A 14,310-nucleotide genomic window follows, 5' to 3' on the forward strand; every position below is an offset into this window, starting at 1 on the left:
GGGCGGGCGGGAGGTCGTACGAGAGGAAGCTCGGGAGCGGGCAAGGCGGGCCGGACCGCGTAAGGGCGGGCGCACCTGTGCAGCGCGCCCGCCCTCATTCACCACTGTGCGAGCCTTCGTGGCTGCTCAGCCGTTGTGCCGTGACTGTCTCTGTGGACAGTGACGGGTCAGCTCCAGATCTGAGCGTTCTTGGACTCGGTGCTCTGGTAGTTCTGAGCGGCCTGGTCCAGGGCCTTGGCGATGGCTTCCAGGGTCGAGTGCAGGGAAGCGGCACGCTGGTCCCACTCGCGCTGACGGGCCTGGTAGCCCTCCTGCGCCGAACCTTCCCAGCTGGCGGCGATCTTCTTGACGCCGGACTCGAGGTCGTCGAGCTGGGTACGGATGTTGTTGGCCGTTCCGCGCACGTCGGAGGCGGCCTGGGAGATCGTCGCGAAATTGACGAGGATCTGGCCGGACATTGGGTCTCCTCGGGGAGTTGGACTCGATCGATTCACATGCCGCGGCAGGCCGGCCGGGCCGCTCGGGCGGCGGGGCGGTGCTTGCTACGGCGAAGTGGGCGCGCCGCGGTGGCGGCGCGGTCCCGTCATCCGAAGGGCGAAGCCTGCGCGGAGACGTGGGACATCGACTGGGCCTGCTCCTCTTCCGAGGCCACGTAGTTCTTCGTGGTCGAGTCGATCGCTTCCTTGATCTCGTTCAGCAGCTGGTTCAGGCGCTTGGCGTCGTCGTTCACCTGAGACTGCAGCTGGTGGTACGAGGAGGCCGCAGCACCCTTCCACCCAGACGTGATGCCCTCGACGACCCCGTTCAGACGAGTGATCTCGCCCTGGATCGACTGGTTGACGGAGGCGATACGGCCGCTGAATGCGACCATCTCCTCCTCAGTGGTTGTGAACTGCTGACCTGCCATAAGTCAACGTCCCCCATGAGACTCGTACGTCGTGCCCGGGGTCCGCGTGATGAGGCCCCCGGTCGGCATCTCCTGCTGACGCCTTCCGCCACTTTAACCACTCCATACGCCTGTTCCCAACAGCGGGTGGGAGGTTGTGACGGGATCACAACAATGCCAACTGACCGGTCTGGAATGCCGTTTCGATGGAAACGGACAGAAGTATTTCTTTCGGTCAGCGGGAGAGCAGGGATGGCATCGAGAGCAGGAAGAGATCAAGGAGTGGGTGGGGGCGAAGGGGAGATGGTGAGGAGATCTGGGGAGAGGGGCGTGGAGGACGCAGAGCCTGACGCCGGTCCAGGGTGACCGGCGTCAGGCAGCGGGCGGCATGGGAGCCGGGAGACCGCTTTTGCCCCGATCAGGAGCTCTGCGGCTTCTTCGCGCTCTGCGTGTTCAGCTCGGGGCCTTCGGAGAGCAGCTGCGACCACGCCTTGTCGACCGTCGGCGGGTGGACGCTTTCGTACCCCAGGTGCACCTGCGCCTGGTCCTGTTCCTTCTCCGCGTTGCCCGCCTTGTTGGCGCTGTCGTTGTTCCGGGGAATCGAGTAGCGCAGACCGGTGTCGGTCACCAGGAAGAGCGAACCGGTCTTCGCATTGCCGGACACCTGCTGGTAAAGCAGGCCGCTGCCGGGGGTGACGTACGAGGACGCGCCAGCGGCGATGTTGGCCGGGTAGTCCTTGCCGACCCAGGTCGACATCTTGGGCACGCCGCCTTCGAAGCCCAGCCGCTTGCCCGCGCCATTGGCGTACTCGACGCTGCTGCCGTGGTAGACGCTGCAGGCGACGTCGGCGCCGCGGTTCTGGTCGCCGAGGCCCGAGTTCTGCTTGGTGGCGGCCGCGTTCGCCATGGTGACCGCCTCGGAGGGCCACAGGTCGGTGCCCGGCACGTCCGACAGGTACTGGACGACCTGCCCGTTCTCGTCGCGCTTGGGGTCGATGGCGGACGTGGAGACCGTGTGCGGCGTCAGCTTCGAGCCGTCCTTGTTGACGTCCGTGGCGTTCGGGCCCTCCAGCAGGAGCTTGGCCGTGAAGTTCGACACCTTCACCAGGCCGTCCGGGAGGACGACGTACTTGTCGCCGGCGTTGGTCTGGAGGATGTTGCCGATGACGCTGTACTTGGCGGGCACGCCCTTGACGGTCGCGGGGCGGCCGGCGCCGGGAATGCGGGGCATGGCGAGCGGCAGCGGGCTCTTGATGAGGGTGTTCATCCATTCGGACGACACCTTCTGCGGCTGCGCGTCCCCGAAGATGACCTGGCGCAGCTTGGCGTTCGCCTGCTCCTTCACCGCCGGTGCCACACCCGGCTGCCCCTTGGTCGCGTCGAAGGCGAAGGCCACGCCGTTGTTGTCGACCAGGAACTTCTCGCCGTCCGGATTCTCCACGTACAGCGCCTGATGCAGGTCCAGCTTCCCCTGGTTCTCCACCCGGGCCTTGTCCTTGCCGCCCAGGACGAACACCGCCTGCTGCGACTTGCTGTTCTCGCCGCTGCCCGGGCGGTCGCAGACCGCCCAGACCTTCGGGGTGCCGGCCTCCTTGTCGGTGGGGAGGCGGTCGGGGGCGTACGGGATTCCGATTGCGGGGCCGTGCGGGATTTTTCCGTCGAGTTCCTCTTCCTTCACCTTTACGACCTGAAACTTCTTCGGGTCCAGCAGGAGTTTGGCGGAGGCCAGGTTGAGGATCGGGTGCAGGAGTTTCTGGGTGCTGCCGTTTTCGCCCTTGCTGTTCAGGACGACATACCGGGTGGTGGACTTGTCGCCGACGATGACGTTTTGTGCGGGCGTGTCCCAGCCCTTCGGGGCGACCGGCTTGAGGATGCCGCAGGCGCCGAAGCCCACGGTGACCACCAGGCCGAGCAGGATGCTCGGGAGCACGGCCTTGAGCGGTCGCGGCGCACTCTCGATCGAGCCGTTCGGCAGCGGCTTCAGAAATGCCGCAGTCGTCCGCTTTCGAGCGAACGAATACGCATTCAGCTCGTCCCGACGTGATGCCATTGTTGCTTTCTCTCCCCGCCTGTCGGATCCACCGTGGACCGCACCCGGCACTCGGGCCGCAGCGCCCTCTACTATGCCGTGTGTCGATCGACCCGTACGGTACGGGTGCCACCTTCCGGCGCACCAGTCTCGACGACGGTACTGAGGCCGGGAAGACATACCGCTCAGAGGCACAATGCTCGGAGCCACATCACCAGTAGAGGAGCAGGCCGGGGGATGTCCAGCGCCACCAGGGCTCGACGCCGCAATGGACGGCAACAGCAGCAACAGCCTTCCGCCGCGCAGCAATACGCGGGAAATGCGGGCCAAAACGGTATAGCTCCGGGCAATGGAGGAAATGGAGGCCGGGGTGGCGGCACGGGGCGGCCGGCCGGCCCGGTGGCGCCCCGGCTGCGGGCGCAGGCCGGCAGCATCGGCGGCGTCCGCGTGCAGCAGCTCGCCATCATCGAGATCGCCGCGGCGCTGGTACTGGTGGGCTGGGCGATCCATCCCGTCGCCCTGACCGTCGCCGCGGTGGTGGCGGCCGTCCTCGTCGTCTTCGCCCTCGGCCGGCGCCGACGCATTCCGCTGCCGGAGTGGATCACGACGGTGCGTGCCATGAAGCGCCGGGCCAAGCAGGGCGGTTCGGCCGGCGGCACCGGCGGTGTCGACCCGGCCTTCGCGCCGCTGGTGGAGTGCGACCCCGCGCTGCGGACGTACGAGTACACCGACGCGGAGCAGCGGGCGATCGGCTTCGTCGGGGACGGCACGTTCCTGACCGCCATCGTTCAGGTGGAGGGCCGCGACGAGCCGCTGCGCCCGACGAGCGGCAGCCGTCCGCTGCCGATGGACGTGCTGCACACCGCGCTGGACGTGGAGGACATCCACCTCGAATCGGTGCAGTTCGTGCAGTACACCCAGCCCGCGCCCGCCCCGCACCTGCCCGAACAGGCCGTGGCCGCCCGCTCCTACGCGCCGCTCCAGGCGCAGACCAAGACGCCGGCCCTGCAGCTGACCTGGATCGCGCTCAAGCTGGACCCGGAGCTGTGCGCGGAGGCCATCGAGGCGCGCGGCGGCGGGATCGACGGCGCCCAGCGGTCGCTGCTGCGCGCCGCCGACCAGCTCGTCAGCCGGCTCTCCGCGCACGGCGTACGGGCCAAGGTGCTCGCCGAGCGCGAGGTGGTGGCCGCGGTCGGCACCGCGGTGTGCGTCAGCCCGCGGGCCGCGAACGGGGCGATGGGCCGGGACGGCCGCGCCGCGCGCCGCACCCAGGAGACGGTCCGCGCGATGCGCTGCGACGACCGCTGGCACACCACGTACTGGATCGGCCGCTGGCCCCAGCTCGGCCAGGGCGGCACGCCGCTGGCGGGCATCGTCCAGCTGTTCAGCGGCACCCCGGCGATGGCGAGCACCTTCGCGCTGACCGCCTCGCACGGCAGCGGCCGGGCGCCCGCCATCTCGGGCTACGTCCGCCTCTCGACCCGGAGCGAGAACGAACTGAACGCCGCGCAGAGTGAGTTGGAGCGCCGTTCGGGCTCGGTGAAGGTCGGGCTCGTACGGCTGGACCGTGAGCAGCTCCCCGGCCTGCTGGCCACGCTCCCCCTCGGAGGTACCCGCTGATGGCGACGCCCACCTACCAGCCCCGCGCCACCCCGAGCAGCGACGGCTGGCGCAATCCCCCCATCGGCGGCGCGCCCGCGGGCGGCGGGCCGCGGCTCTCGCACGAGCCCCGTCCCGACGAGCGGCAGGCGGCACCCACCGGGCCGCGTCCGCAGCCGGGTTTCGGGCTGCGCGGCCCGCGGCGCAGTCCGCACGTGCTCACCGCCGAGTCGCTGGGGTCGCTGACCCTGCCGGTCGCCGAGGACGGCGTCATCGTCGGCATCGACCCGCAGAACCAGCCCGCGGTGCTGAGCCTGTTGCGGCCCAGCCCGCTCGAAGTGGCCCTGGTGGGCAGCATGTGGCTGGCGCAGGTGCTGGCGCTGCGTACGGTCGCCACCGGCGCGCGCGTCGCGGTCGAGACCGCGCGGCCGCCGGCCTGGGCGCAGATGGCGCAGGCCGCGGGTGGCGGGCAGCAGTGCGTCTCGGTCCACGACGTACGGCAGATCGCGCCGCAGGGGCCGTCGGTCTCCAGCCCGGTCCTGGTCGTACGGGACATGGGCGCGCGCCCGCCGCGCAACCAGCTGGCGCCGAGCCCTTGGCAGACCGTGCTGACCGTGCTGCCCTTCCTGGGGCCGCGGTCGCCGCAGATGCTGGCCCGCGCCGACCTCGTCTGCCTGCAGCGGCTGTCGCCGGAGGAGGCCGAGGTGGTGACGCGCGCCATGCGGCTGCCCGCGCAGATAGGGCAGGTGCTGCCGACGCTCAGCGACAACGCGATGCTCTGGTGCACGCGGGACAATCACGAGTTCGTGATGACGCAGCCCACCGACGCGGAGACGCAGCTGCTCGGCCAGCCGCGCCGGATGGACTGACGGCCCGGCAGGGCTACGGCACGTACGGCGCGGGCGTCCGCGGGTCCCTCATGAGGGTGGCCGCGGCCCCGCGCCCGTGTGTTGCCGTACGTACGGCCGCGTGGCCGTGCCGGTTCGAGGCCGCGGCGAACGGTGTGCCGACGGGTGCGTCCGGCGGTGCGCCGGTGGGTTGCCAAGACGAGATGACATCGACTGCCGTTCGAGGCCGACTGTTGATTAGGCTGTATTGGAGAGCCGCAGGGGCACACCGACGGCTGCCGATACGGGGATGGAGACAGTTAGTGTTGGCGCAACCCGGGGTGGTGTGTTCCGACGTCCGCTACATCCGATTGATCCGCCTGTATCCGGTCCTGCCGTTCAGGTGCGTTTCAGTACACCAGGAGGCACAGTGAGGGAGCAGGAGGCTTTCCGTCCGGACGGGAACGATCCTGACGACGACCAGTCCGAGTTCGATCTGACGGGTGAATTCAAGATCGATTTTGCGGCTCCGGCCTGGTATGCGAGCAACGACAGCAGCGGCGGCGCCCCGGCGGCGCCCGCCCCTTCGACACCTCCTGCCGCCACGCCTTCCACGCCGCCCACCGGCGCGCCGCTGACCGGGCCGCCGCAGTCGGGGCCGGCCCAGGCCGCCCCGCAGAACGGTCCCGCCCAAGGCGTCCCGCAGCAGCCCCAGCAGGGCGCCTCGATGCCGCCTGCCGCGCCGCCCGGGTTCCCGACGCTGCGGCCCGACGGCGCTGCCGACGCCGCCGCGGCGCCCGCGCCCACCATGCCGCCGCCCGCGCCCGAGCCGACGGCTCCCGTGACTCCCCCGGCGCCGCCCGCGCCCGTGGCCGAAGCGGCGCCGGAGGCGCCCGCCGAGGCCCCGGAGCCCACGGAGGCGCCGCCGTCCGACACGCCCTCCTCCGGGAACGTACGGACCGGCAGCATCGACCCGACGGCGTCGCTGTGGGACGACGACCCGGAGCCCGAACCGGCCCCCGCGCCCGCCCCGGTGGAGACCGCCCCGGCGGAAGAGGTGCCGGCCGATGAGCCGCAGGCGGACGCCGCGGTGCAGTCCGGCGCCCCCGCAGAAGCCGGAGCGCCCGCTCCGGAGTTCGCGCCTCAGCCCGCTCCGGAGCCCGAAGCGCCGGTTGCCGCACAGCAGGTGCCCGTACAGCAAGCGCCCGTACCGCAGGCGCCCGTACAGCAGCAGTCCGCGCCGGACGCGCAGCCGCCGGTCCCTCAACAGCAGTCAGAGGCCCAGCCTCAGCAGCAGCCGGAAGCCCAGCCGCAGCCGGAGGCCGCCCCGCAGCAGGGCGTCCCCCAGCAACCCCCGTACGCGCAGCAGGCACAGCCCCAGCAGGCTCCGCAGCAGCAGGTGCCGCAGCAGGGTGCGCCTCAGCAGGGTGCGCCTTGGGGCGCTGCCGCCGGACAGCAGGCAGGTGCGCCTGCGAACCTGCCGCCGCTGCCTCCGGAGTACCAGCCTGCGGACCCGCGTACGGCTCAGGCTCAGCAGCAGCCGTACCAGCAGCAGGCTCCGCAGCAGGGGTATGCGCAAGCACAGCCCCAGCAGCAGTACCAGCAGCAGGCCGAGTACCCACAGCAGCCGCAGGCCCAGCCCCAGCAGGCCCAGCCTCAGCAGCCGCCCCAGCAAGCACCGCACCAGGCCCAGCAGGCCCAGCAGGCCGCTTACGGTTACCCGCAGCCCGCATACGGGTATCCGCAGCAGCCCCAGCAGAGCGCCCCGACGCCACAGCAGGCCGACCCCAACTCCGTTGCTGCACAGAGCGGTTACGGCTACCCGCAGCAGGCCCAGCCTCAGCAGCAGGTGCCGCAGCAGGCCCAGCAGCAGCCCTCGTACGGCTATCCGCAGCAGCAGGGCGGTTACGGCTACCCGCAGGCCGCCCAGGGCTACCCGCAGCAGGGCGCGCCCGCCCAGCAACAGCAGTACCCGGGCTATCCCCAGCAGCAGACACAGCCCCAGCAGGCCCAACAGCCGCAGGCTCAACAGCCCCAGGCCCAACAGGCTCCGCAACAGCAGCAGCCGCAACAGCCCCAGGCCCCCACCCCCGTCCAGGGAGCCGACCCCAACGCCGCCGCCAACTACGCCCAGTACTCCCAGCCGGGCCAGCAGCAGCCGCAGCAGCGGGCCGCTCCCGGCGCGCCCCTGGGTTACAGCGCCGCCGTCGAGCTGACCTCCGACCGCCTGCTGCGCAACCAGCCCAAGAAGAAGTCGAGCGCCAAGGCGCAGCCCTCGCGCTTCAAGCTGGGCGCGAAGAAGGAGGAGCAGGAGCGCCAGCGCAAGCTGGAGCTGATCCGTACGCCGGTGCTCTCCTGCTACCGGATCGCGGTCATCAGCCTCAAGGGCGGCGTCGGCAAGACCACGACGACGACCTCGCTGGGCGCCACGCTCGCCGCCGAGCGGCAGGACAAGATCCTGGCCATCGACGCGAACCCGGACGCCGGCACGCTGGGCCGCCGGGTCCGCCGCGAGACCGGCGCGACCATCCGTGACCTGGTGCAGGCGATTCCGCAGCTGCACAGCTACATGGACATCCGCCGGTTCACCTCGCAGGCGCCGTCGGGGCTGGAGATCCTGGCCAACGACGTGGACCCGGCCGTCTCGACGACGTTCAACGACGACGACTACCGGCGGGCGATCGACGTCCTCGGCAAGCAGTACCCGATCATCCTCACCGACTCGGGTACGGGTCTGCTCTACAGCGCGATGCGCGGCGTGCTGGACCTCGCCGACCAGCTGATCATCATCTCCACGCCGTCCGTGGACGGCGCGAGCAGCGCCAGCACCACGCTGGACTGGCTGTCCGCGCACGGCTACGCCGACCTGGTGCAGCGCGGCATCACGGTGATCTCCGGGGTCCGCGAGACCGGCAAGATGATCAAGATCGACGACATCGTGTCGCACTTCGAGACCCGGTGCCGCGGTGTGGTCGTGGTCCCCTTCGACGAGCACCTGGCCGCCGGCGCCGAGGTCGACCTGGACATGATGCGCCCGAAGACCCGCGAGGCGTACTTCAACCTGGCCGCGCTGGTCGCCGAGGACTTCTCCCGGGCCCAGCAGGCGCAAGGCGTGTGGAACGACCCCGCCGCCCAGCAGCAGGTGCCGGGCGACCCTAACGCTCAGCAGTACGGGCAGCAGCAGTACGGCCAGCAGGGTTATGCGCAGCCTGGCCGGGAGGCGCAGGGCCAGCCCGCCGGGTACCCGCCGCAGCAGGGCGGCTGGACGCAGCAGCCCCAGCAGCAGCCCCAGCAACCGCCCCAGCAGCAGGGTCAGCAGCCCCCGCCCGGCTGGCAGCAGCAGCCCCCGGACGCGCCGCAGATGCCCGGCCAGCCCGGTCTCCAGCCGGGCTGGACGCAGCAGCCCCCGCCGCAGTAGCAGCGCAGCCGCCGGACCCCGGACAACCAGGGCCCGGCGGCACATGCAACGAGGCCCGGCACTCCCCCAAGTGCCGGGCCTCGCCCCGTATGTGGCGGCGGCCCGCTCGCGCGGACACCGCCGTAAGCCGTCTCCGGCCGCCCGCCGGCCCTCGGCCGGCGCGCTCCGTCAGCCCTCGGCCGACGCGATCAGCTCACGCGCTTCCTTCACGTCCACCGCCATCCGCTCCAGCAGCCCGTCGAGCGTCTCGAACTTCTCCTGGCCGCGGATGTACGCGGTGAAGTCGACCGCGACGTGCAGGCCGTACAGGTCCAGCCCGACGCGGTCGATGGCGTACGCCTCGACGGTCCGGGCGGTGCCGTCGAACTGCGGGTTGGTGCCGACCGAGATGGCGGCGGGCATCTTCTCGCCGGCCGCGTGCAGATAGCCCGCGTACACCCCGTCCGCCGGGATCGCGGTGTGCGGCAGGGTCTCCACGTTGGCCGTCGGGTAGCCCAGCTCCCGGCCGCGCTGCGCGCCGCGTACCACGACGCCCTCGACGCGGTGCGGCCGTCCCAGGACCTCCGCGGCGCCCGCGACGTCGCCCTCGGCGACCAGCCGGCGGGTCAGGGTCGAGGAGAACGGCTCGCCGCCGCCCGCCGTGCCCCGCTCGAACAGGTCCACCACCTCGACCTCGTAGTCGTAGGTGCCGCCCAGCTCGGCGAGGGTGTCCACGGTGCCCGCGGCCTTGTGCCCGAAGCGGAAGTTCGGCCCCTCCACGACCAGCTGCGCGTGCAGCTTGTCGACCAGGACCTTGACCACGAAGTCGGCCGGGGCCAGCTTCGAGAACTCCTTGGTGAACGGCAGGATCAGCACGGCGTCCACGCCGAGGTCCGCCATCAGCTCCGCGCGCCGCTCGTGCGGGGCCAGCAGCGGCGGGTGGGTGCCGGGCCGTACCACCTCGCTGGGGTGCGGGTCGAAGGTGACCACCACGGCCGGTACGCCCAGCTCCCGGGCGCGCGCCACCGTCTTCCCGATGATCAGCTGGTGCCCGCGGTGCACGCCGTCGTAGGAGCCGATGGTGACGACGCCGCGTCCCCAGCCCTCGGGGATGTCCTCCAAGCCACGCCAGCGCTGCACTGTGCCCGCTCCTCGCCAGAACTCTCGTCCGTCACTGCGCCGGAAGAACCCGGTCGGATCCGGGCACCCTCGGCCTTACGCAGGTCTAAGACTGCCATGCCGCGTGCACCGGTTCGCGGGAAGGGTCGCCTCGCTTCTGTGGAGTGCGGCACCCGGCGGCGCCCGTCCGGCCGCCGCGGCCCGCCGTTCCCCCCGTGCGCCGGAGCACGGTGCCGCCGTCCGCGCCCCGGCGGGCGCCCCGCTCCCGGTGGTACGGCGACGGGCGGCGCCCCGTGCATGGCGCCGCCCGTCGTACCGCTCCGGCCTCCGTTACGGCGCGAAGACCGCCAGGCTCTTCGCCCGGCCGCCCTGGTTCTCCAGCAGCGCCAGGAACGTCCCGTCCGGCGCGAACGCCGCGGCGGGCCGGCCGGCCGCCTCGTCGAACCGCGGCATCGGGATGCGCACCCCGTTGGTCAGCAGCCGCGCCTGGTCGACCGTGACGTCCCAGCGCGGGAAGGCCGCGGCCGCCGCCTCGCCGATCGGCATGACCGGCAGTCCGCCGCCGGTCCCGTCGTCCACGGACTCCTGGAGCTGCTCCAGCGTGCGGGCCCGGTCGAGCTTGTACGGGCCGACCCGGGTGCGCCGCAGCGCGGTCAGGTGCCCGCCCACGCCGAGCGCCTCCCCCAGGTCGCGGGCGAGCGCCCGGATGTACGTACCGGAGGAGCACTCCACCGAGACCAGCAGGTCGGTGACGGGCGTGCCGTCCGCGGCCTCGGTCTCCTCGGCGGAGTACACGACGAACGAGGACACCGTCACCGGCCGGGCCGGTATCTCGACGTCCTCGCCCTTGCGCACCCGCGCGTAGGACCGCTTCCCGTCGATCTTGATGGCGCTGACCTTGGACGGGACCTGCATGATCTCGCCGCTCAGCGTGGCCACGCCCGCGTCGATCGCCGCCCGGTCCAGGCCGTGCGCGGCCTTGGACGCGGTGATCTCGCCCTCGGCGTCGTCGGTGACCGACGTCTGGCCCAGGCGGATGGTGCCGACGTACTCCTTCTCGGTCAGCGCGAGGTGGCCGAGCAGCTTCGTGGCGCGCTCGATGCCCAGCACGAGCACGCCGGTCGCCATCGGGTCGAGCGTGCCGGCGTGCCCGACGCGGCGGGTGCGGGCCATGCCCCGCATCTTGGCCACCACGTCGTGCGAGGTGAAGCCGGCCGGCTTGTCGACGATGACCAGGCCGTCCGGCGCCCCCTGCTTGGCGCGGGTGCGCTCCACGCGCCGCGCGCCGGTGTTCTCCCGCTTCATTACGCCGTGGTGTCCTCGTCCTCGTCGCCCGGCTTGCGGTACGGGTCCGCCTCGCCCGCGTACGTGGCGCCCGAGGACGCCTCGCGCACCTTGGCGTCCGAGGCCCGTGCCTTGTCCAGCAGGTCCTCGATGGTCCGGGCGTTCTCCGGCAGCGCGTCCGCGACGAACGTCAGGGTCGGCGTGAACTTCACGCCCGCCGCCCGGCCGACCTCGGAGCGCAGGATGCCCTTGGCGCTCTCCAGTCCGGCCGCCGCGCTGGCCCGGTCCTCGTCGTCGCCGTAGACCGTGTAGAAGACCGTCGCCTCCCGCAGGTCGCCGGTGACCCGGGTGTCCGTGATGGTCACGTGCGTACCCAGCCGCGGGTCCTTGATGCCGCGCTGCAGCTTCTGGGCGACCACCTCCCGGATGAGGTCCGCCAGCTTCTTCGCCCGCGCATTGTCGGCCACTGGTCCGTCTCCTTCTGTGTCTTTCACCATGGTGCTCGTGGCGCCGACGACCCGCTCAGTCGTCATCGTCGCCGTGGAGCCGCCGGCGTACCGACAGCAGCTCCACTTCGGGCCGTGCGGCGACCATGCGCTCGCAGCGGTCCAGTACGTCTGTGAGGTGCCCCGTGTCCCCGGACACCGCCGCCAGCCCGATCCGGGCCCGGCGGTGGAGGTCCTGGTCGCCGACCTCCGCCACGCTGACCGCGTACGCGCGGTGCAGTTCGGCGATGATCGGGCGGACGACGGAGCGCTTCTCCTTCAGCGACCGTACGTCGCCGAGGAGGAGGTCGAAGGACAGCGTCCCTACGTACATGCGGTGCGGGTAAGGCCACCCGTGGGGCACTAGATGCCAGATGTACGAGCCATTCGAACCGTACACGCAACAGCCGGGGCCGATCGACGGAAATATCCGCCGACCGGCCCCGGGTCCCGCCCGGGGCCCGGCCACCGGAAGCGGTGACCGGGCCGTGCGGGCGGTGATGCCTGCGATCAGCCGCGCGGCTTCTCGCGCATCTCGTACGTCGCGATGACGTCGTCGACCTTGATGTCGTTGAAGTTGCCGAGGTTGATACCGCCCTCGAAGCCTTCGCGGATCTCGGTGACGTCGTCCTTGAAGCGGCGCAGACCCTCGATGTTGAGGTTCTCCGCGATGACCTTGCCGTCGCGGACCAGGCGGGCCTTGGTGTTGCGCTTGACCTCGCCGGAGCGGATGAGAACACCCGCGATGTTGCCCAGCTTGGACGACTTGAAGACCTCGCGGATCTCCGCCGTACCGAGCTCGACCTCTTCGTACTCCGGCTTGAGCATGCCCTTGAGGGCCGCCTCGATCTCCTCGATCGCCTGGTAGATGACCGAGTAGTAGCGCACGTCCACGCCCTCGCGCTCGGCCATCTGCGTCGCGCGGCCCTCGGCCCGGACGTTGAAGCCGATCACGATCGCGTCGGAGCCGGACGCCAGGTTGATGTCGGACTCCGTGACCGCACCGACGCCGCGGTGCAGGACCCGGATGTCGACCTCTTCGCCGACGTCGAGCTGGAGCAGCGAGGACTCCAGGGCCTCGACCGAACCGGACGCGTCGCCCTTGATGATGAGGTTGAGCTGCTGGACCTCGCCGGCCTTGAGCACCTTGTCCAGGTCCTCCAGCGACACCCGGCGGGTGCGCTTGGCGAACGCGGCGTTGCGCTCACGGGCGGCGCGCTTCTCGGCGATCTGGCGGGCCGTGCGGTCCTCGTCGACGACCAGGAAGTTGTCGCCGGCGCCCGGGACGTTGGTCAGACCCAGGACCAGGACGGGGGTCGAGGGACCCGCTTCCTCGACGTTGTTGCCCTTGTCGTCGAGCATCGCCCGGACACGGCCGTACGCGTCGCCGGCCACCATCGTGTCACCGACGCGCAGCGTGCCGCGCTGGACCAGGACGGTCGCCACGGCGCCGCGGCCGCGGTCGAGGTGGGCCTCGATCGCGATGCCCTGGGCGTCCTGCTCCGGGTTGGCGCGCAGGTCCAGAGCGGCGTCCGCGGTCAGGACCACGGCCTCCAGCAGCTGGTCGATGTTCTGGCCCTGGCGGGCGGAGATGTCGACGAACATCGTGTCGCCGCCGTACTCCTCGGCCACCAGGCCGTACTCGGTCAGCTGACCGCGCACCTTGGTCGGGTCCGCGCCCTCGACGTCGATCTTGTTGACCGCGACCACGATCGGCACGTCGGCCGCCTTGGCGTGGTTCAGGGCCTCGATCGTCTGCGGCATCACACCGTCGTTGGCCGCCACCACGAGGATCGCGATGTCGGTCGACTTGGCACCGCGGGCACGCATGGCGGTGAACGCCTCGTGACCGGGGGTGTCGATGAAGGTGATGCGCCGCTCTTCGGCGTTGACCTCGGTCGCGACCTGGTAGGCACCGATGTGCTGGGTGATGCCGCCGGCCTCGCCCGCGATGACGTTCGTCTTGCGGATCGCGTCGAGCAGCCGGGTCTTACCGTGGTCGACGTGACCCATGACGGTCACCACCGGCGGACGGGAGACGAGCATCTCCTCGCCGCCCTCGTTCTCGCCGAACTCGATGTCGAAGGACTCGAGCAGCTCGCGGTCCTCCTCCTCCGGGCTGACGATCTCGACGACGTAGTTCATCTCCTCGCCGAGGAGGTGCAGCGTCTCGTCGGAGACGGACTGCGTCGCGGTGACCATCTCCCCCAGGTTCAGCATGACCTGGACGAGCGACGCCGGGTTGGCGTTGATCTTCTCGGCGAAGTCGGTCAGCGAGGCACCGCGCGACAGGCGGACCGTCGCACCGTTGCCGCGGGGCAGCATGACGCCGCCCACCGACGGGGCCTGCATGGCCTCGTACTCCTGACGGCGCTGCCGCTTCGACTTGCGGCCGCGGCGCGCGGGACCGCCGGGACGGCCGAAGGCGCCCTGCGTGCCGCCACGGCCACCGGGACCACCCGGACGGCCGCCGAAGCCGGGACGACCGCCGAAGCCGCCGCCACCGCCACCGGGACCGCCGCCACCGGGACGGCCGCCGAAGCCGCCGCCACCGCCCGGACGGCCACCGCCGCCACCGGGACGGCCGGCGAAGCCGCCGCCACCCGGACGACCGCCGCCGCCGGGACGACCGGCACCGCCGGGACGACCGCCGCCGGGGCCCGGACGCGGGCCGGCGGCCGGGC

General features: G+C 71.5%; 11 protein-coding genes. 3 read left to right on the plus strand and 8 right to left on the minus strand.

Going from position 1 to position 14,310, the window contains the following annotated elements; genetic code table 11:
- Positions 1-167: 167 nt before the first annotated feature.
- From IH45_RS0140460 to eccB, 3 genes are all read right to left on the minus strand, one after another.
- Entirely contained in the window at positions 168-458 is a 291-nt protein-coding gene (locus tag IH45_RS0140460; protein ID WP_003982686.1) for a WXG100 family type VII secretion target, read from the minus strand.
- 125 nt (positions 459-583) lie between these two features.
- On the minus strand, positions 584-907 hold the full coding sequence (locus IH45_RS0140465; protein ID WP_030681314.1) for a WXG100 family type VII secretion target: 324 nt from the start codon (positions 905-907) through the stop codon (positions 584-586).
- Between the two features lie 397 nt (positions 908-1,304).
- On the minus strand, positions 1,305-2,936 hold the full coding sequence (eccB, locus tag IH45_RS0140470) for a type VII secretion protein EccB (protein WP_030681316.1): 1,632 nt from the start codon (positions 2,934-2,936) through the stop codon (positions 1,305-1,307).
- Between the two features lie 378 nt (positions 2,937-3,314).
- Between eccB and eccE the strand changes: the two genes are divergently transcribed.
- The 3 genes from eccE to IH45_RS0140485 all read left to right on the plus strand — a co-directional run bounded on the left by eccE (position 3,315) and on the right by IH45_RS0140485 (position 8,759).
- Complete coding sequence (gene eccE, locus IH45_RS0140475; protein WP_030681318.1) at positions 3,315-4,535, plus strand: type VII secretion protein EccE; 1,221 nt, start codon at positions 3,315-3,317, stop codon at positions 4,533-4,535.
- Positions 4,535-5,383, plus strand: a complete 849-nt coding sequence (locus IH45_RS0140480) for a hypothetical protein (protein WP_030681320.1) — start codon at positions 4,535-4,537, stop codon at positions 5,381-5,383. Before eccE ends, IH45_RS0140480 begins: the two co-directional genes overlap by 1 nt.
- 388 nt (positions 5,384-5,771) lie before the next feature.
- On the plus strand, positions 5,772-8,759 hold the full coding sequence (locus IH45_RS0140485) for an SCO5717 family growth-regulating ATPase (protein ID WP_030681322.1): 2,988 nt from the start codon (positions 5,772-5,774) through the stop codon (positions 8,757-8,759).
- Between the two features lie 168 nt (positions 8,760-8,927).
- Here IH45_RS0140485 and IH45_RS0140490 read toward each other — a convergent pair whose 3' ends face one another.
- The 5 genes from IH45_RS0140490 to infB form a co-directional block, all read right to left on the minus strand.
- Entirely contained in the window at positions 8,928-9,878 is a 951-nt protein-coding gene (locus tag IH45_RS0140490; RefSeq protein WP_030681326.1) for a bifunctional riboflavin kinase/FAD synthetase, read from the minus strand.
- Between the two features lie 309 nt (positions 9,879-10,187).
- Positions 10,188-11,162: a tRNA pseudouridine(55) synthase TruB gene (truB, locus tag IH45_RS0140495; protein ID WP_050515537.1), complete on the minus strand. Its 975-nt coding sequence runs from the start codon at positions 11,160-11,162 to the stop codon at positions 10,188-10,190.
- A complete protein-coding gene (gene rbfA / locus IH45_RS0140500; RefSeq protein WP_030681333.1) occupies positions 11,162-11,608 on the minus strand; it encodes a 30S ribosome-binding factor RbfA in 447 nt (148 codons plus the stop codon). The genes truB and rbfA overlap by 1 nt, the downstream gene beginning before the upstream one ends.
- Before the next feature lie 55 nt (positions 11,609-11,663).
- Complete coding sequence (locus IH45_RS0140505) at positions 11,664-11,960, minus strand: DUF503 domain-containing protein (RefSeq protein WP_030681337.1); 297 nt, start codon at positions 11,958-11,960, stop codon at positions 11,664-11,666.
- A gap of 176 nt (positions 11,961-12,136) precedes the next feature.
- The coding region (gene infB, locus IH45_RS0140510; RefSeq protein ID WP_030681340.1) for a translation initiation factor IF-2 at positions 12,137-14,310 on the minus strand (2,174 nt) is incomplete at its 5' end.

The organism is Streptomyces rimosus subsp. rimosus (assembly GCF_000720725.1).
GTDB classification, from domain to species: domain Bacteria; phylum Actinomycetota; class Actinomycetes; order Streptomycetales; family Streptomycetaceae; genus Streptomyces; species Streptomyces rimosus_A.

What these genes read in the sequence shown, in the direction of transcription:
- IH45_RS0140460 (WP_003982686.1), bottom strand. Translation starts at nt 458, where the DNA reads ATGTCCGGCCAGATCCTCGTCAATTTCGCGACGATCTCCCAGGCCGCC.
- IH45_RS0140465 (WP_030681314.1), bottom strand. Translation starts at nt 907, where the DNA reads ATGGCAGGTCAGCAGTTCACAACCACTGAGGAGGAGATGGTCGCATTC.
- eccB (WP_030681316.1), bottom strand. Translation starts at nt 2,936, where the DNA reads ATGGCATCACGTCGGGACGAGCTGAATGCGTATTCGTTCGCTCGAAAG.
- IH45_RS0140480 (WP_030681320.1), top strand. Translation starts at nt 4,535, where the DNA reads ATGGCGACGCCCACCTACCAGCCCCGCGCCACCCCGAGCAGCGACGGC.
- truB (WP_050515537.1), bottom strand. Translation starts at nt 11,162, where the DNA reads ATGAAGCGGGAGAACACCGGCGCGCGGCGCGTGGAGCGCACCCGCGCC.
- IH45_RS0140505 (WP_030681337.1), bottom strand. Translation starts at nt 11,960, where the DNA reads ATGTACGTAGGGACGCTGTCCTTCGACCTCCTCCTCGGCGACGTACGG.